Origin of the sequence: Halomonas salipaludis (genome assembly GCF_002286975.1) — a bacterium.
GTDB classification, from domain to species: domain Bacteria; phylum Pseudomonadota; class Gammaproteobacteria; order Pseudomonadales; family Halomonadaceae; genus Franzmannia; species Franzmannia salipaludis.
Genome location: NZ_NSKB01000007.1, coordinates 58648 through 74752, shown reverse-complemented (window position 1 = coordinate 74752; position 16105 = coordinate 58648). Strand labels below are relative to the sequence as shown.

Below are 16105 nucleotides of genomic sequence, written 5' to 3'. Positions count from 1 at the left end.
CGCGCCGCTGTCATCCGTTGGCGCGTTGTCAGGGTGGCTGTGGCAGTGCTATGTTGCGGCGACATTACCTGCAGTGGCGGCCATGAACGAGACTCGAACGCCGCACCTGGTGGTCTTCACCGGTGCTGGCATCAGTGCCGAGAGCGGCATCCAGACCTTTCGCGCCAGCGACGGCCTGTGGGCCGATCATGCCATCGAAGACGTGGCCACGCCCCAGGCCTGGCGTCGCGACCCCGAGCGGGTGCTGCGCTTCTACGATGCGCGGCGCACCCAGGTGCGCCGCGCCCGCCCCAACGCTGCCCATCAGGCCCTGGCCTTGCTCGAGAAGCAGGGCTTTCGGGTCAGCGTGATCACCCAGAACATCGACGATCTCCACGAGCGTGCCGGCTCCCGCGACGTGCTGCATCTCCACGGCGAGATTCTCAAGGCGCGCTCCAGCGTCGATGAGCGCATGCGCTACCCGCTGCCGCGCGGCGGCATCAGGCTTGGCGATATCTGCGACAAGGGCAGCCAGCTGCGCCCCGACGTGGTGTGGTTCGGCGAGCCGGTGCCGCGTTATATAGAAGCCTGCGAGATCGTCGAGCAGGCCGATCTGCTGCTGGTAGTGGGCACCTCGCTGGCGGTGATGCCTGCCGCGGCGCTGCTCGAGCGGGCGCCGCTGGATGCCGAGGTGATCCTGGTCGATCCAGCCGCCGAGCAGCTGGCGCCGCCCGGCGTTGCGGCGCTGGCCCAGCCTGCCGGGCGCGGTGTCACGACGCTGGTGCGCCACTGGTCGCGGGAGGGCCGTCTGTGGCTACCGGAGACGCTGCTCGAGGCGTGAGGGATTTTCCCCGGTCGTCGCTTTAGGGCATTATTAGCGGTCTAATCAACGCGGCGGTTGGGCCGCGTCGCCCGGCGGACCACATCGTAAGGACACGCCATCATGCTGTTTTTCGAACGCCTCAATCGCCTCTTTCCGGTGTGGGCGATCCTCTTCGCCGCCCTTGCGATCATCATGCCGCCGCTGTTCACCGGTCACGCGGGAAAGATCCAGGTGCTGCTGGCGACCATCATGTTCGCCATGGGGCTGACGCTGTCCAAGCAGGACTTCCTCGCTGTGATCAAGGCGCCGCTGCCGGTGGGCATCGGCGTGCTGCTGCAATTCGTGGTGATGCCGCTGGCGGCACTCGGTGTCTCGCTGGTGCTGGGCCTGTCACCGGAGCTGACCACCGGGATGGTGCTGGTGGGCGCGACGGCCGGCGGCACCGCCTCCAACGTGATGACCTGGTTGGCTGGCGGGCGGGTGGCGCTATCGGTGTCGATGACGCTGGTCTCGACCTTGGCCTCGGTGGTGGTGACGCCATTGATCGCCTGGCTGCTGGTCGGGCAGATGGTCGAAGTGCCGGTGTGGGGGATGCTGTCGAGCATCGCCCAGTTGGTGGTCGCGCCGGTAGCGGTAGGGGTGGTGGTGCATCACTTCGTCGGGCGCCATGTCGAGCGGGTCGAGCCTGCACTGGCCACGCTTGCCATGTTCGCCATCGTGATGATCATTGCCATCGTCGTGGCGCTCAACGCTGGTCGCCTGGCCAGCCTCGGGCCAGTGGTGGCCGTCGCGGTGATCGCCCATAACGCCATCGGCCTGGCCGGTGGCTTCTTTGTCAGCCGGCTGTGCGGCCTCGACCAGCGTACCGCGCGTACCGTCTCCATCGAGGTAGGGATGCAGAACTCGGGGCTCGCCGTGGCGCTGGCCAACCAGTTCTTCAGCGCCGGGGCTGCGCTGCCCGGCGCGCTGTTCTCGGTGTGGCACAATGTCTCAGGTTCGCTGCTGGCCGGCTACTGGAAGCGCTGGCCTGTGGCGGCGTCGAGTGCCTCCGAGACCCCCTGAAGTGCCTTGGCGGGCAGGCATGCTAGAATGCCCGCCCGCTCTTTTCCCAGGTGCGTCATGTACGAAGACGTCTCGCTCGATCCACGCGTGGCCAACGGCGAAGGCCGTGATCCGGCCAGCGGTCATGCGCGTCCGCCACGGCGTGAGTTCAAGGCCCGCGGCAGCTTCGTCGAACGCTGCGAAGGCTGCAATCTGCCGACCCTCAACTGCCTGTGCCCCTTCCGGGTCGAGACCGACAGCTGCGCCGAGGTGTGGCTGCTGACCCACCCCCTGGAGCACCACAAGCCGACCAATACCGGGCGGCTGATTGGCGATGTGCTGTCCGCCACCCGGGTCTTCACCTGGTACCGTACCGCCCCCGATCCAGACTTGCTGGCACTGCTCGAGGATTCGCGCTATGCGCCCTTTGTGATCTTTCCCGACGACCAGCCGGACTACGCCGAACGGGTGGTGGGCATGCCGGCGGTGGAGCGTGCCAAGCAGCAGGCGAAGATTCCGGTGTTCATCATTATCGACGGCACCTGGCGCCAGGCGCGGCGCATCTTTCGCAAGAGCCCCTACCTCGACGCGCTGCCGGTGCTGCCGCTGCGCACCCAGCGCCAGACCCGCTACCGGCTGCGCAAGCCGGCCTCCCAGGCCCACCTGTGTACCGCGGAAGTGGCCATCGAACTGCTGCGCCAGGCTGGCGATATCGACGCCGCCGAGATACTCGACGACTATTTCGACGCCTTCAACGACAGCTACGCCTCGAGCCGTACCTACCACAAGATCGAACAGCCCACGCCGGCCATGCGCCGGCTGCTGTCGCGCCAGGGCCGCTGGCCCGCCTCAGCTACCGAATAGCGCCCCGGCGATGCGGAAGCCTGCCACCCAGGTGCCCGCCGCCGAGCCGAGGGTGGCGAGCAGGAACACCAGCAGCGTGCGCGACACCCGGTTGCGCCACCAGCCGCGCAGCGAGGTGACATCGTGGCGCAGATGGGCGAAGTCGCCGACCTTGGGCTTGCGCATGAACAGCTCGACCCCGGCGGCGACGAAGCCGGCGCCGATAGTGGGATTGAGCGAAGTCAGCGGGGCGGCGAAGAAGGTCGCCAGGATGGTCACCGGGTGGGCCAGGGCGACGGTGGTGGCCGCCGCCGATAGCACGCCGTTGATCAGGAACCACTCGCCGACCAGCTGCCAGCCGAGTTCGGTATTGCGCGAAAAACCGATGGCGAAGCCGGTCAGCACCAGCGCGGTGATCGCCCAGGGCAGCAGCTTCCAGACCTTGGAGCGCGGTGGCGTGGCTTCCAGCGCCTCGCGTTCGACCCGCGGCTCGTCGGGCAGCGGCGTGCCGAGATGTTCGGCCATGCCCTTGAGGTGGCCGGCGCCGATCACCACCAGTACATGGCGGTAGCGCCCGGGCGGGCTCTCCTCGCCGATACGCAGGGCCATGTAGCGGTCGCGCTCGCTGATCAGCGGCGTATACAGCGACTCGGACTGCTCGGCGAACTCGTTGAAGGTCGACTCCAGCACGTCGCCCTCCTTGAGCCGTTCGATATCGGCGGCGGAAACCTCCTGGCGCGACATGACGCTGCCGAGCAGCCCCGAGAACAGCGAGAAGCGCTGCCACCAGGGCACATTGGCGTAGATGCGCTTGAGGGTGATACCGACATCGCGGTCGATCAGCAGCAGCGGCAGGTCGCGGCGCTGGGTCTCCTCCAGCGCGGCGCGCATCTCGGCGCCGGGCTCGATGCCCGACTGTTCGGCGACGCGCTGCTGGAAGGCCCCCAGCGCCAGGCTGGCAGCGACCATGCCGGCCTTGCCCTGGCGAAAGATCTCGAACAGGTCCTGGCCGGCCAGGGCATCGGGTTCCACCAGGCTGTGGTGGCGCGAGGCGCACAGCTCGATGGCCACCGCGTCGAAGTCGCCGGAGCGGATCAGCGCGCGCACCTCGTCGGCGCTCTCCTTGGAGACGTGGGCGGTGCCCAGCAGGGTGTAGCGGGTATCGCCCAGCTGCAGGGTCTGGCGAGGTCCGCCGCTGAGCGCTGCGGCCGGCTCGGCGCTGGCGGTGAGATCCTGAGGGTCGGTCATGAAGGCTCGCTGTGACGACAAGATGATCAGGCGATTATCCACGAAAGCCGCTGGCCACGCCAAACCCGGGGACGGCAACGATAGGTAAATCGCAGTAAACGTTCAGCTGCTTTGAGACCGGGACTGATCCGGCGGCAGGCCTACGCGAAGGCGCTGTGAACCCATCCCTGGGCGCTACTTTTGCCCTGCTTCGCTCTCGCATCCTGCTTCGCTTGCAGGACCGGTGCTGGTCATCCATGGCCAGCCCGTTCGGAGCAGTGCTCCTCACCCATGGCAAAAGACCTTCGCTGCGACCTGCCCCCGGCGTCCCTTGGCAGCATCTTCGACTAGCGCCGCCAGAAGGCCGGGGTGAACAGCACCAGCACGGTGAAGATCTCCAGGCGGCCGAGGATCATCGCTATCACCAGGATCCATTTGGCCAGGTCGGGCAGCTCGCCGTAGTGGCTGGCGGCCTCACCCAGCGCCGGGCCGAGGTTGTTGAGGGTCGAGGCGACGCTCGACCAGGCGGTGACCTGGTCGACGCCGGTGGCCATCACCCCGATCAGCATCAGGAAGAACAGCATCACGTAGACCGAGAAGAAGCCCCACACCGCCTGGGCGATGCTGTCGGGCACGCTGACCTTGCCGACCTTGACCGCGATCACCGCATTGGGGTGGATCAGGCGCATCACCTCGCGCATGCCCTGCTTGAGGATCAGGATGATGCGGATCACCTTCATGCCACCGCCGGTGGAGCCCGAGCAGCCGCCGACGAAGGCGGCGACGAACAGCAGGAAGGGTAGAGCGCCGGGCCAGGCGGCGAAGTCGGCGACGCCGAAGCCGGCGGTGGTGGCGATGGAAACCGCCTGGAACACGCCGTTGCGCAGGCCCTCGCTGCCACTGTAGGTGGCGGTCAGCCACAGTGTCAGCACGCTGATCACGCTCAGGCCGAGCAGGAACAGCAGCAGGAAGCTCGCTTCCGGATCGCGCAGGTACTGGGACAGGCGTTTCTCGCGCCAGGCCGCGAAGTGCAGGCTATAGCTTATCGCCGAGATCACCATGAACAGCACGCAGATCAGCTCGATGGTGGCGCTGTCGAAGTGGCCGATACTGGCGTCGTAGGTGGAAAAGCCGCCGATGGCCACGGTCGAGAAGCCGTGACCGATGGCGTCGAACCAGTCCATGCCGGCGGCCCAGTAGGCGATGATGCAGGTCAGCGTCAGGCTGGCATAGATGTACCACAGCGCCTTGGCGGTCTCGGTGATGCGCGGGGTCAGCTTGGAGTCCTTGAGCGGCCCGGGGATCTCGGTGCGGTACAGCGCCATGCCGCCAACGCCCAGCGTCGGCAGGATCGCCACCGCCAGTACCACGATACCCATGCCGCCCAGCCACTGCAGCTGCTGGCGGTAGTAGCGCACCGCTTCGGGCAGGAAGTCGATGCCGGTGATGACCGTGGCGCCGGTGGTGGTCAATCCCGAGAACGACTCGAACACCGCATCGGTGACCGATAGCGCATAGGGGCCGTCGAGCATCAGCGGCAGCGAGCCGAAGGTGCCGAGTACCGTCCAGAACAGCGCCGCGATCAGGAAGCCGTCGCGGGTGCGCAGCTCCTTGCGCGCATAGCGATTGGGCAGGTAGAGCAGGGCACCGGTGGCCACGGTGATCGCCATGGCGATGGCAAAGGCGTCCCACACGCCGTCGTTGAACAGCAGTGAGATCAGGATCGGCGGCACCAGGGTAAGGCTGAACAGCATCAGTAGCAGTCCCAGGATGCGCAGAATCACGCGCAGACTCATGCCGTCACGCTCCTTGTCCGGGCGTTCACGCGTTGCTCCCCCATCAGAAGAATGTCAGCCCGACCTGGAACAGCCGTTCCACGTCGCGGATGCGGCGCTTGTCGACCACGAACAGGATAACGTGATCGCCAGACTCCACCACCACGTCGTCGTGGGCGATCAGCACCTCCTTGCCGCGCACGATGGCGCCGATGGTGGTGCCGCCGGGCAGGTCGATTTCGTCGATGGCGCGACCCACCACCTTGGACGAGCGCGAGTCGCCGTGGGCGATGGCTTCGATGGCCTCGGCGGCGCCACGGCGCAGCGAGTGGACGTTGACGATATCGCCGCGCCGCACATGGGTCAGCAGGCTGCCGATGGTGGCCTGCTGGGGCGAGATGGCGATATCGATCTCGCCGCCCTGCACCAGGTCGACGTAGGCGGCGTTGTTGATCAGCGTCAGCACCTTCTTGGCGCCCAGCCGCTTGGCCAGCATCGACGACATGATGTTGACCTCGTCGTCATTGGTCAGCGCGCAGAAGATATCGCAGTCCTCGATGTTCTCCTCCAGCAGCAGGCGCTTGCTGGTGGCGCTGCCGTGCAGCACCACGGTGCGGTCGAGGCGCTCGGAGAGGGTGGTACAGCGCTCCAGGTCGTGCTCGATGATCTTGACCTGATGGCTGTGCTCGAGATTCTCGGCCAGGCGCTCGCCGATATGCCCGCCGCCGGCGATCACCACTCGGCGGAAGTCGCGGTCGAGGCGGCGCAGTTCGCTCATCACCGCGCGGATATCGCGGCGGGCGGCGATGAAGAACACCTCGTCGTCGGCTTCGATCACGGTGTCGCCGCGCGGGATGATCGGCCGGTTGCGGCGGTAGATGGCCGCCACTCGGGTGTCGACGTTGGGCATATGGCGGCGCAGGAAGCCCAGCTCCTGGCCCACCAGCGGCCCGCCGTAGAAGGCCTTGACCGCCACCAGCTGGGCCTGGCCGCCGGCGAACTCCAGCACCTGCAGGGCGCCGGGGTACTCGATCAGGCGGCGGATATGGTCGGTGACCACCTGCTCGGGGCTGATCAGTACGTCGATGGGCACCGCCTCGTGGGCGAACAGGCCCTTGCGGGTGAGGTAGGCGGTGGCGCGGACGCGGGCGATCTTGGTGGGGGTGCGAAACAGGGTGTGGGCGACCTGGCAGGCGATCATGTTGACTTCGTCGGAGTTGGTCACCGCGATCAGCATGTCGGCATCTTCGCAACCGGCCTGGCGCAACACCATGGGGTAGGAGGCGGGGCCCGAGACGGTGCGGATGTCGAGGCGGTTATGCAGCTCGCGCAGCCGCCCACCGTCGGTATCGACCACGGTAATGTCGTTCTCTTCGTGGGCGAGATGTTCGGCCAGGGTGCCGCCGACTTGTCCGGCACCGAGAATGATGATCTTCATGCCACGCCTGTTCCCCTGCGATGCGTCGGCACAGCATAAACCAGCCGCCTGGCGAAGGACAGGCGGCGGCGCGGGGTGGGATCAGCTGCGCGCCTTTTCGAGTCGCGCGTAGAAGAAACCGTCATGGCCGGCCTCGCGGGGCAGCAGCTGGCGGCCGTCGCCGGCCGGGCGGCCCCAGGCCACCTGGTCGGGGGTGGTAACGCGGGCATCCGCGGTGCGGGCCAGGAAGGCTTTGATCTGCTCGGCGTTCTCCTCAGGGAACACCGAGCAGGTGGCGTAGACCAGGGTGCCGCCCGGGGTCAGGGTCTGCCACAGGCGGTCGAGCAACTGCGCCTGCAGCGCGGCCAGCGCGGTGATGTCTTCGGCGCGGCGTAGCCGCTTGATATCCGGGTGGCGGCGAATCACGCCGCTGCCGGAGCAGGGGGCGTCGAGCAGGATGGCATCGAAGCAGTCCGTCTCCCAGCCTTCCAGCTGGGTGGCATCGGCGTGCTCGATGCGCGCCGTTAGCCCTAGCCGATCGAGAGTGTCGGTGACGCGGGTCAGGCGCTGGGCATCGCTGTCCAGCGCGGTGAGGTCGATGTCGAAGGCCTCGAGCAGGTGTGCGGTCTTGCCGCCGGGAGCACAGCAGGCATCGAGCACCCGCGCCCCGGGGCGTGGGGCCAGGGTTGGGCCGAGCAGCTCCACGGCAAGCTGGGCGGCCTCGTCCTGGACGCTGACAACGCCGTCGGTGAACCCCGGCAGCGCCTTGACGTCGCAGGGGGTCTCGAGGGTCAAGCCATCGGGGGCGAATTCGCAGGGGCGGCTCTCGAGGCCGCTCTCCAGCAGGCGCTCGCGATACACCTCGCGGCTGACCCGGCGGCGATTGATGCGTAGCGTCATCGGCCCCGGGGTATTGTTGGCGATGGCGATCTCGCGCCAGTCGTCGGGCCACGCCTGGCGCAGCGCCTTGAGCAGCCAGGCCGGATGCAGCAGCGCGACGCAGGGATCGCGGTCGACCTTGGCCTGTAGCGCGCTCTGCTCGCGCTGCAGGCGGCGCAGGCAGCCATTGAGTACCCGGGTGGCCCAGGCCTTGCCGAGCAGCCGCGCGGCACCGGCGGTCTCGCCCACCGCGGCGTGAGCCGGAACGCGCAGATAGAGCAGCTGGTAGATGCCGACCAGCAGCAACGCCTGAATGTCACGGTCTCGGGCCTTGAAGGGGCTGCGCAGCAGCTCGTCGGCGAGCGCCTCGAGGCGCGGCAGAGTGCGGCACACGCCATAGCACAGGGCACGGAACAGCGCGCGGTCGCGAGGTGCTACGCCGCCGTCGTCGAGGGCGGCAAGCGAGCCCTTGGCATCGATCACCGGCAGCAGGGCACGGGCGGCGGCGGCACGCAGCTGCTGGCCGCTGCCTTGGGGCGTGGGCGCGTCGTTCATCGTGGCGTCTCCGGGGGGGATAGCGGGGTACCGGCGGCGAAGCGCTCGCCGCGGGCCTTGAGTAGCTCACGCATCGGCAGGGCCTTGCCGCCGGGCAGTTGGGCCTGGGTGACGCGTAGCACTTCGCTACCCCCGGCGCCGCAGGCAATGCGCAGGGCATCCGCGTCGCTTTGCAGCAGGGTACCCGGTGGCGTCTGCTGAGGGTCGTCGTCGCGGCGCTCGCCGGCGGCGGCCAACCACAGCCGCAGACGCTCGTCGCCGAGTGTGCACCAGGCCACCGGCCAGGGATTGAAGGCGCGCACCTTGGCGGCAAGGCGCGCCGCCGGCTGGCGGAAGTCGAGCTCGGCCTCGGCCTTGGTCAGCTTGGCGGCGTAGGTGATGCCCGCTTCGGGCTGCGGCGTGGCACTGAGGCCCTCGCCGGCCAGGGCGTCGAGGGCCGCGACGATCGTCTCGCCACCCAGCTTGGCGAGGGTATCGTGCAGTTCGCCGCCGGTGGTGGTGGCGGCGATCGGCGTGCGCCGTTCGAGCAGCATGGCGCCGGTATCGAGGCCGGCATCCATCTGCATGATGGTCACCCCGCTCTCGCGGTCGCCGGCCTCGATGGCGCGCTGGATCGGCGCCGCTCCGCGCCAGCGCGGCAGCAGCGAGGCGTGGACGTTGAGGCAGCCAAGCCGTGGGGTATCGAGTACCGCCTGGGGCAGGATCAGGCCGTAGGCGACCACCACCATGATGTCGGCCTCGATGGCGGCCAGCTCGGCCTGGGCGTCGGCATCCTTGAGCGACGTCGGCTGATAGACCGGCAACTGATGCGCCTGGGCCAGCGCCTTGACGGGACTGGGCAACAGCTTGCGACCGCGACCGGCGGGACGATCTGGCTGGGTGTAGACGGCCACCACCCGGTGCCGGCTGTCGAGCAGTGCCGCCAGGCTCGCGGCGGCAAAGTCGGGGGTGCCGGCGAAGATCACGCGTAACGCTTGGGGCATGCGGTAGGGCCTCGAGAAGTCGGATACGGCGGATCGGCCACCTGCGGGCGGCGTTCCGCTTCATGCGCAATGCGGCTCGCAGCGCTGCTGCGAGCCGGCTGGGGCGTCAGGCGGGTATCAGGCGTCCTGCATCAGCTTGTGGCGCTTCTGCATCTTCTTGAGTACCCGCTCGCGCTTGAGCGGCGACAGGTAGTCGACGAACAGCACCCCTTCGAGGTGGTCGTATTCGTGCTGGATGCAGTGTGCCAGCAAGCCGTCGGCCTCGAGCTCATAGGGCTGGCCGTCGCGATCCAGCGCCTTGAGGTGGACGCCCAGGGCACGCGGCACCTCGGCGTAATATTCGGGGATCGACAGGCAGCCCTCCTGGAGCGACTCGCGTTCGTCACCGAGGGGTGTGTACTCGGGATTGATCAGCACCCGAGGATCACTCCGGTCGTCGCTGACATCCATCACGATAACGCGGCGGTGCACGTCAACCTGGGTGGCGGCCAGGCCGATGCCGCGAGCGTGGTACATGGTCTCGAACATGTCGTCGACCAGTTGGCGCACCTCGTCGTCTACCGTGGCAACCGGTGCGGCCTTGGTGCGCAGGCGCTCGTCAGGAAATTCGAGGATGGGTAACTTGGCCATGGCGTTGAAATCACCGTTGTGCTGTTATCAGAGGATATGGCCATATTGTAGTGGGCGGCCGCGTGCAGTGAAACCGCCGGTTGCGTTTTGCGCCATGCATGGCCGCACATAAGAGCGATAACGCCGTTGGACGCGAGGACGACAGGATGAGCGCGAGCGGGGCGAGGCGGGGGGCGTGGCATGGCTGGGGCGCAGGCTGGGCGCTGCTGCTGAGCCTGCCGGCCATGGGGCAAGGGCTCAGCGATGCCGGGCTGCGCGGCGATGCACCGGATCGCTATACGGTGGTGCGCGGTGACACCCTGTGGGATATCTCGGGGCACTTCCTACGCCATCCCTGGCAGTGGCCGGAGGTGTGGGGGGGCAACCCGCAGATCCGCAATCCGCACGTCATCTACCCCGGCGACACCGTCTACCTCTACTACCAGGACGGTCGACCGCGCCTCGGCCTGGAACGCGGGCGTGGCGGCGAAGTCCGGCTGTCGCCGGAGGTGCGCCGTACCCCGCGGCGCGAGGCGGTGCCGCCACTGCCGCTGGAGCGGGTCGAGAATTTCCTCGCCGAGTACCGCGTGCTCGACGACCCGGCGCAGGCCGACGAGCAGGCCTACGTGGTGGGCGGCGGTGATCGCCGCCTGATCAGTGGCGCCGGCGATCGCATCTACGTCCGCGGCGACCTGGCAGACCATGGCCGGCTGGGCATCTACCGCCTCGGCGAGACCTACGAAGACAGCGTCACTGGCGAGTTCCTGGGGCTCGAGCTGGTCGGCGTCGGCCAGGCACGCTGGCTGCGCAGCGAGGGTGACATCGCTACTCTCGACGTATTGAGTGCCAACCAGGAAGTGCGTAACGGCGACCTGATGCTGCCGCTGGAGAGCGGCGAGCTGGTCACCGAATTCATGCCGCGAGCGCCGCAGCGTGCGGTGGATGGGCGGCTGCTGGCGGTGCCTGGCGGCGTCCAGTTCATCGGCCGACAGCAGGTGGTGGCGCTGGACCGCGGCCGTCGCGATGGTCTCACCCCAGGCCATGTGCTGAGCGTCGAGCAGCGCGGCGAACTGGTCACCGATCCGGTCACCAACGAGGCGCTGCGGCTGCCCGGCGAAGAGGCCGGCCTGGTGATGGTGTTCAAGAGCTACGAGCGGATGAGCTATGCGCTGGTGATGCGCGCCAGCCGCAGCCTGGTGGTGGGCGATCGGATCTTCAGCCCCGACAGCAACGCCACGCTAGCGCAGCGCTAACGGTGCGGAAACAGGGAGGAGAGCGCATGACGGCCAGGGAGTGGTTGATACTGGCGGCGCTACCCGGGCTTGGCCCGCGGCGCCTGGCGCAGCTGACCGAAGCCGCCGCGGCGTGGCCCGATGGCTGGCTGGCGGCGATGCCCGAACCGGCGCGCAGCCATCTGCGGCTTTGGCTCCACCACCCCGCGCGCAGTCCACTGCAGGCCCAGCTCGATGCGGCGCTGAGCTGGGAAGCCGCGGCCGACCACCATCACCTGCTGACCCCTGCTCACGACCACTGGCCCGCGCTGCTGGCGCAGATACCCGACCCGCCGCCGGTACTCTGGGCCAGCGGCGACCTGGCTGCGCTGGCGCCGCCGGGCCTGGCGATCGTTGGTTCTCGGCGGCCGAGCCGCGATGGCCTGCACAACGCCCAGCGCTTCGGCCGCGAACTCGCCGAGCAGGGCTGGTGCGTGATCAGCGGCATGGCCCTGGGCGTCGACGGTGCCGCCCAGCAGGCGGCCCTGGATGCCGGTGGGCGCAGTGTGGCGGTGCTTGGCTGCGGGGTCGACGTGGTCTACCCCCAGCGGCATCGCCAGCTGTATGCCCGCCTGCACGACGAGGGTGGGCTGCTGCTCGCCGAGCATCCCCCGGGTACGGGCGCCCATCCGGCCTTCTTCCCGCGACGCAACCGCATCGTTACCGGTCTCTCACAGGGCGTGCTGGTGGTCGAGGCGGCCGAGAAGAGCGGCTCGCTGGTCAGTGCACGGCTGGCCACCGAGCAGAACCGCGAGGTGTTCGCGGTGCCCGGTTCGATCCACAATCCCCAGGCGCGCGGCTGTCTCGCGCTGATTCGCGACGGCGCGGCCATGGCCACCTGTGTCGAGGACATCCTCGCCGAGCTGGGGCACTGGGTGGCGCCCAGCCAGGTGCTGCCAGCGCTTGCCGTTGCCGGCGAGCAGGACCCGCTGCTGGCCTGGCTCAGCGACCGGCCGACGCCGCTCGATGCGCTGGTGGCCCTGAGCGGCCACGACGTCAGCGACTGCCAGCTGCGGCTGCTCGAACTCGAGCTCGAGGGGCTTGCCACTCAGGCCGTTGGCGGCTGGATCCGCCTGCCGCGCTAGGCAGTTTGCGTATGAGCTTGTCGGCTTATCACCGGCCTGGACGGCCATGGTAGACTCTTGGCCCTGTGATATTGGCCTGGAGCCCCTGCCATGCGTGAACGCGCGACACCTCGCATATCGACTGCCTTCGCCGCCAAGGCACTGGCGCGTGGCGAGCTGATTGCCTATCCCACCGAGGCGGTCTGGGGGCTGGGCTGCGATCCCGCCAGCGGTGAGGCGCTTACCGCCCTGCTGCGGCTCAAGCAGCGCGACCCGGCCAAGGGAATGATTCTGGTGGCCGGCGACATCGCCCAGTTCGCACCCTGGTTGGCGGGCCTGCCGGCGGAATTGCACGCGCCGCTGGTGAGCAGCTGGCCGGGCCCCAACACCTGGTTGGTGCCGGACAACGGCCACAGCCACCCGTTGGTGCGCGGCGGCCACGCTTGCGTGGCGCTGCGGGTCAGCGATCATCCGCTGGTGCGCGAGCTGTGCGCGGCGTTTGGTGGCCCCATCGTGTCGACCTCGGCCAATCCCGCCGGCGAGCCCGAGGCGCGCTCGGCGGATCAGGTCGATGCCTATTTCGGTGCCGCCCTGGCTGGCCTCGTCGAGGGTGAACTGGGCGGTCGCGAGGCGCCCAGCACCATTCGCGACCTGGTCAGCGGTCGGGTGCTGCGCGGTTGACGGCAATAACTTTCTACTCATCGATGAATCCAGGGAGGTAGCGTGGCCCACGCGCATCTCGACGAGGTCAAGCACTACCTGCTCGAACTGCAGGATCGGCTATGTCAAGGGCTGGCCACTGAAGACGGTCAGGCCGAGTTCCGTGAAGATAGCTGGACCCGCGAGGAGGGGGGCGGAGGCCGCTCGCGGGTGATCGAGAACGGCGCCGTATTCGAGAAGGGCGGCGCCAACTTCTCCCACGTCTACGGGGCGCAACTGCCGCCTTCGGCCACTGCGGCGCGCCCCGAACTGACCGGGCGCAGCTTTCACGCCGTGGGCGTGTCCTGGGTGCTGCACCCCCACAACCCCCATGTGCCCACCAGCCACGGCAACGTGCGTTTCTTCATCGCCGAGAAGAGTGGCGAGGCGCCGGTATGGTGGTTTGGCGGTGGCTACGACCTGACGCCCTTCTACCCGGTGCTCGACGACGTGCGGCACTGGCACCGCGTGGCCCGTGATGCCTGCGCGCCGTTCGGCGACGCGGTCTATCCGCGCTACAAGGCGTGGTGCGACGACTACTTCTACCTCAAGCACCGCGACGAGACCCGCGGCGTGGGCGGGCTGTTCTTCGACGATCTCAACGAAGGCGACTTCGCCTCCTGTTTCGCCTTCCAGCGCGCCGTGGGCGACAGCTTCCTCGACGCCTACCTGCCCATCGTCCGGCGCCGTCGCGGCGATGACTACACCCAGCAGCAGCGCGACTTTCAGCTCTACCGCCGTGGCCGCTACGTCGAGTTCAATCTGGTCTGGGACCGCGGCACGCTGTTCGGCCTGCAGAGCGGCGGGCGCACCGAGTCGATTCTGATGTCGATGCCGCCACTGGCGGCCTGGGAGTACGGCTATACCCCGGCCCCAGATAGCCCGGAGGCGCTGCTGTATCGTGATTATTTGCGTCCCCGCGACTGGTTGGGGGAAGAGGAGCTCTCATGACAGACCGCTACTGCGTATTCGGCCACCCGGTGGCGCACTCCAAGTCGCCGGCGATTCATGCCGCCTTTGCCGCCGAGCTGGGTGACGATATCGACTACACCGCCATCGAAGCGCCGCTGGATGACTTCGCCGGCGCCTGGCAGAGGTTCATGGCCGCAGGGGGGCGCGGCGCCAACGTGACGGTGCCCTTCAAGGAGCAGGCCTACCGGCTGTGCGACAGCCTTAGCGAGCGCGCCCGCCGCGCCGGGGCGGTCAATACCTTGGTGCTGGGAGCCGAGGGCGTCACCCACGGCGACACCACCGACGGCGTGGGGCTGGTCGGCGACCTCCACGACAACGGCGTGACGCTGGCCGGTGCCTGGGTGCTGGTGCTGGGCGCCGGCGGCGCGGTGCGCGGCGTGCTCGAGCCGCTGCTGGCGGCCCAGCCGGCCAGCGTCCTGGTGGCCAACCGCACCGCCGAGAAGGCCGCAGTGCTGGCCGCCGACTTCACCGACCTGGGGGCGATCAGCGGCGGCGGCTTCGAGGCCGTCGACGCCCCCTATGACGTGGTCATCAACGGCACCAGCGCGAGCCTCGCCGGCGATCTGCCGCCGCTACCGGACGACCTCTTCGCCGAGGGCGCCACCGCCTACGACATGATGTACGGCGCCGAGCCCACGATATTCCTGCGCTGGGCCGCCGCGCGCGGTGCTCGCACCGTCGATGGCCTGGGCATGCTGGTCGGCCAGGCCGCCGAGTCCTATCGCCTGTGGCGTGGTCAGCGCCCCGACACCGCCCCGGTACTCGCCGAGCTGCGCCGCTCGCTCTGATCGATATGGCGCGGCATTGGCACCTGGCACGGCGTCCCGCGGGTTTGCCGGTGCCTACCGACTTCTCGCTGAGGGAAATGTCGCTGCCGCCGCTCTCACCGGGCCAGGTGGAGCTCGAGTTGCACTGGCTGTCGGTGGATCCCTACATGCGGACCCGCATGCAGCCCGAGGGCTACGGCTACCTGGCCAAGTGGAGGCCGGGAACGCCGCTCTCCGCCTGGGGACTAGGTCGTATCCTGCGCAGCCGCGGGCGCTGGCGTGAGGGCGACTGGGTAGTCGGCCACCTGCCGGTGGCCGACCGGGCGCGTGTTACGTGCCCCAAGCCGCAAGCCCTACTGCCGCTGTGCCTGCCTGGCGAGACCCCCTCCCCCGAACGCTGGCTTCATGCCCGCGGCATGACCGGCTTCACCGCCTGGCTGGGCATGTGCCACTACGGCCGGCCCAGGTCCGGCGAGACATTGCTGGTGTCGGCCGCCGCCGGCGCGGTGGGCAGCCTGGCGGTGCAATTTGCCCAGCGTGAGGGGGCGCGGGTGATCGCTAGCGCCGGCAGCGGCGCCAAGCGCGACTGGCTAAAACAGGCCCTGGGGGTCAAGACGGTTCTCGACGACCGCGATACCAATGGCTTCGCAGATGCCCTGGCCGCGGCAGCCCCTGAGGGGCTAGACCTGGATTTCGAGAACCTCGGCGGGGCGGTCTTCGAAGCCGCCATCGAGGGGCTGCGCCCCGGCGGGCGAGTGGTGCTGTGTGGCCTGGTCAGTCAGTACCACGACCCCGAACCGCGCCGGGCGCCACCCAACCTGACACGCCTGCCGGCGATCGGCGCGCGGCTGATGCCCTTCGTGGTACCCGGCCACGAAACCGAACACTGGGCGCGTTTTCAGGCCGGCATGGCCGAACTCGATCCGCTGGCACCCCTCGATATAGTCGACGGGCTTGACGCCTGGCCGCAGGCTTTCTGCGGCCTCTTCACCGGTAAGGGGATCGGCAAGCGGGTGGTCAGGGTGGAGGGACTAGGTAGTGCCAGAGCCTCAAAGCATGTGACTTGACGCGCCTTCCCCGGCGGGGCGTATACGTTCATTTGCCCGACTTGCGTTTAATCGAGCGTTTGACGCTTCTGCTGAGCTTTCCTAGCCTGGCCAGAGGTCTTTATTGCAAAGACGTCAAATCTCCGAATAACAAC

Annotated in this window: 15 protein-coding genes; 9 read left to right on the top strand and 6 right to left on the bottom strand. The window is 68.4% G+C overall.

Translation table 11 applies throughout. The features are described from left to right. Positions 1–82 precede the first annotated feature (82 nt). The 3 genes from CK498_RS18310 (at position 83) to CK498_RS18300 (ending at position 2707) form a co-directional block, all read left to right on the top strand. Positions 83–820, top strand: a complete 738-nt coding sequence (locus tag CK498_RS18310) for an SIR2 family NAD-dependent protein deacylase (RefSeq protein WP_095622300.1) — start codon at positions 83–85, stop codon at positions 818–820. 102 nt (positions 821–922) lie between these two features. Beyond that, on the top strand, positions 923–1864 hold the full coding sequence (locus CK498_RS18305) for a bile acid:sodium symporter family protein (protein ID WP_095622299.1): 942 nt from the start codon (positions 923–925) through the stop codon (positions 1862–1864). A 57-nt stretch (positions 1865–1921) separates the two neighbouring features. Next, entirely contained in the window at positions 1922–2707 is a 786-nt protein-coding gene (locus tag CK498_RS18300) for a tRNA-uridine aminocarboxypropyltransferase (RefSeq protein WP_095622298.1), read from the top strand. Here the strand turns inward: CK498_RS18300 and CK498_RS18295 are convergent. The 6 genes from CK498_RS18295 to def all read right to left on the bottom strand — a co-directional run bounded on the left by CK498_RS18295 (position 2693) and on the right by def (position 10152). Further along, on the bottom strand, positions 2693–3934 hold the full coding sequence (locus CK498_RS18295) for a TraB/GumN family protein (RefSeq protein ID WP_095622297.1): 1242 nt from the start codon (positions 3932–3934) through the stop codon (positions 2693–2695). The two genes, CK498_RS18300 and CK498_RS18295, sit on opposite strands and share 15 nt — an antisense overlap. A 326-nt stretch (positions 3935–4260) precedes the next feature. Beyond that, on the bottom strand, positions 4261–5709 hold the full coding sequence (locus CK498_RS18290; protein ID WP_095622296.1) for a TrkH family potassium uptake protein: 1449 nt from the start codon (positions 5707–5709) through the stop codon (positions 4261–4263). 43 nt (positions 5710–5752) lie between these two features. Next, complete coding sequence (gene trkA, locus CK498_RS18285) at positions 5753–7126, bottom strand: Trk system potassium transporter TrkA (protein ID WP_095622295.1); 1374 nt, start codon at positions 7124–7126, stop codon at positions 5753–5755. An 81-nt stretch (positions 7127–7207) separates the two neighbouring features. Further along, a complete protein-coding gene (gene rsmB, locus CK498_RS18280; RefSeq protein ID WP_095622294.1) occupies positions 7208–8539 on the bottom strand; it encodes a 16S rRNA (cytosine(967)-C(5))-methyltransferase RsmB in 1332 nt (443 codons plus the stop codon). Then, positions 8536–9522: a methionyl-tRNA formyltransferase gene (gene fmt, locus CK498_RS18275; RefSeq protein ID WP_095622293.1), complete on the bottom strand. Its 987-nt coding sequence runs from the start codon at positions 9520–9522 to the stop codon at positions 8536–8538. The genes rsmB and fmt overlap by 4 nt, the downstream gene beginning before the upstream one ends. A 117-nt stretch (positions 9523–9639) precedes the next feature. Beyond that, positions 9640–10152 carry a peptide deformylase gene (gene def, locus CK498_RS18270; RefSeq protein WP_095622292.1) on the bottom strand — a complete coding sequence of 171 codons (513 nt, stop codon included), beginning with the start codon at positions 10150–10152 and terminating at the stop codon, positions 9640–9642. A 146-nt stretch (positions 10153–10298) separates the two neighbouring features. On the opposite strand from def, the gene CK498_RS18265 reads away from it, so the two are divergent. The 6 genes from CK498_RS18265 to CK498_RS18240 all read left to right on the top strand — a co-directional run bounded on the left by CK498_RS18265 (position 10299) and on the right by CK498_RS18240 (position 15971). Beyond that, entirely contained in the window at positions 10299–11384 is a 1086-nt protein-coding gene (locus CK498_RS18265; RefSeq protein ID WP_095622291.1) for a LysM peptidoglycan-binding domain-containing protein, read from the top strand. Positions 11385–11410: 26 nt separating this feature from the next. After that, positions 11411–12487 carry a DNA-processing protein DprA gene (gene dprA, locus CK498_RS18260; RefSeq protein ID WP_095622290.1) on the top strand — a complete coding sequence of 359 codons (1077 nt, stop codon included), beginning with the start codon at positions 11411–11413 and terminating at the stop codon, positions 12485–12487. A gap of 90 nt (positions 12488–12577) precedes the next feature. Then, positions 12578–13147, top strand: a complete 570-nt coding sequence (locus tag CK498_RS18255; RefSeq protein WP_095622289.1) for an L-threonylcarbamoyladenylate synthase — start codon at positions 12578–12580, stop codon at positions 13145–13147. A 42-nt stretch (positions 13148–13189) separates the two neighbouring features. Beyond that, complete coding sequence (hemF, locus tag CK498_RS18250; protein ID WP_095622288.1) at positions 13190–14116, top strand: oxygen-dependent coproporphyrinogen oxidase; 927 nt, start codon at positions 13190–13192, stop codon at positions 14114–14116. After that, entirely contained in the window at positions 14113–14925 is an 813-nt protein-coding gene (aroE, locus tag CK498_RS18245) for a shikimate dehydrogenase (RefSeq protein WP_095622287.1), read from the top strand. The genes hemF and aroE overlap by 4 nt, the downstream gene beginning before the upstream one ends. 5 nt (positions 14926–14930) lie before the next feature. Then, entirely contained in the window at positions 14931–15971 is a 1041-nt protein-coding gene (locus tag CK498_RS18240; RefSeq protein ID WP_095622286.1) for an MDR family NADP-dependent oxidoreductase, read from the top strand. Positions 15972–16105 lie beyond the last annotated feature (134 nt).

Coding starts and splice junctions, on each gene's coding strand:
- CK498_RS18310 (WP_095622300.1), top strand. CDS start 83: ATGAACGAGACTCGAACGCCGCACCTGGTGGTCTTCACCGGTGCTGGC.
- CK498_RS18305 (WP_095622299.1), top strand. CDS start 923: ATGCTGTTTTTCGAACGCCTCAATCGCCTCTTTCCGGTGTGGGCGATC.
- CK498_RS18300 (WP_095622298.1), top strand. CDS start 1,922: ATGTACGAAGACGTCTCGCTCGATCCACGCGTGGCCAACGGCGAAGGC.
- CK498_RS18295 (WP_095622297.1), bottom strand. CDS start 3,934: ATGACCGACCCTCAGGATCTCACCGCCAGCGCCGAGCCGGCCGCAGCG.
- CK498_RS18290 (WP_095622296.1), bottom strand. CDS start 5,709: ATGAGTCTGCGCGTGATTCTGCGCATCCTGGGACTGCTACTGATGCTG.
- trkA (WP_095622295.1), bottom strand. CDS start 7,126: ATGAAGATCATCATTCTCGGTGCCGGACAAGTCGGCGGCACCCTGGCC.
- rsmB (WP_095622294.1), bottom strand. CDS start 8,539: ATGAACGACGCGCCCACGCCCCAAGGCAGCGGCCAGCAGCTGCGTGCC.
- fmt (WP_095622293.1), bottom strand. CDS start 9,522: ATGCCCCAAGCGTTACGCGTGATCTTCGCCGGCACCCCCGACTTTGCC.
- def (WP_095622292.1), bottom strand. CDS start 10,152: ATGGCCAAGTTACCCATCCTCGAATTTCCTGACGAGCGCCTGCGCACC.
- CK498_RS18265 (WP_095622291.1), top strand. CDS start 10,299: ATGAGCGCGAGCGGGGCGAGGCGGGGGGCGTGGCATGGCTGGGGCGCA.
- dprA (WP_095622290.1), top strand. CDS start 11,411: ATGACGGCCAGGGAGTGGTTGATACTGGCGGCGCTACCCGGGCTTGGC.
- CK498_RS18255 (WP_095622289.1), top strand. CDS start 12,578: ATGCGTGAACGCGCGACACCTCGCATATCGACTGCCTTCGCCGCCAAG.
- aroE (WP_095622287.1), top strand. CDS start 14,113: ATGACAGACCGCTACTGCGTATTCGGCCACCCGGTGGCGCACTCCAAG.
- CK498_RS18240 (WP_095622286.1), top strand. CDS start 14,931: ATGGCGCGGCATTGGCACCTGGCACGGCGTCCCGCGGGTTTGCCGGTG.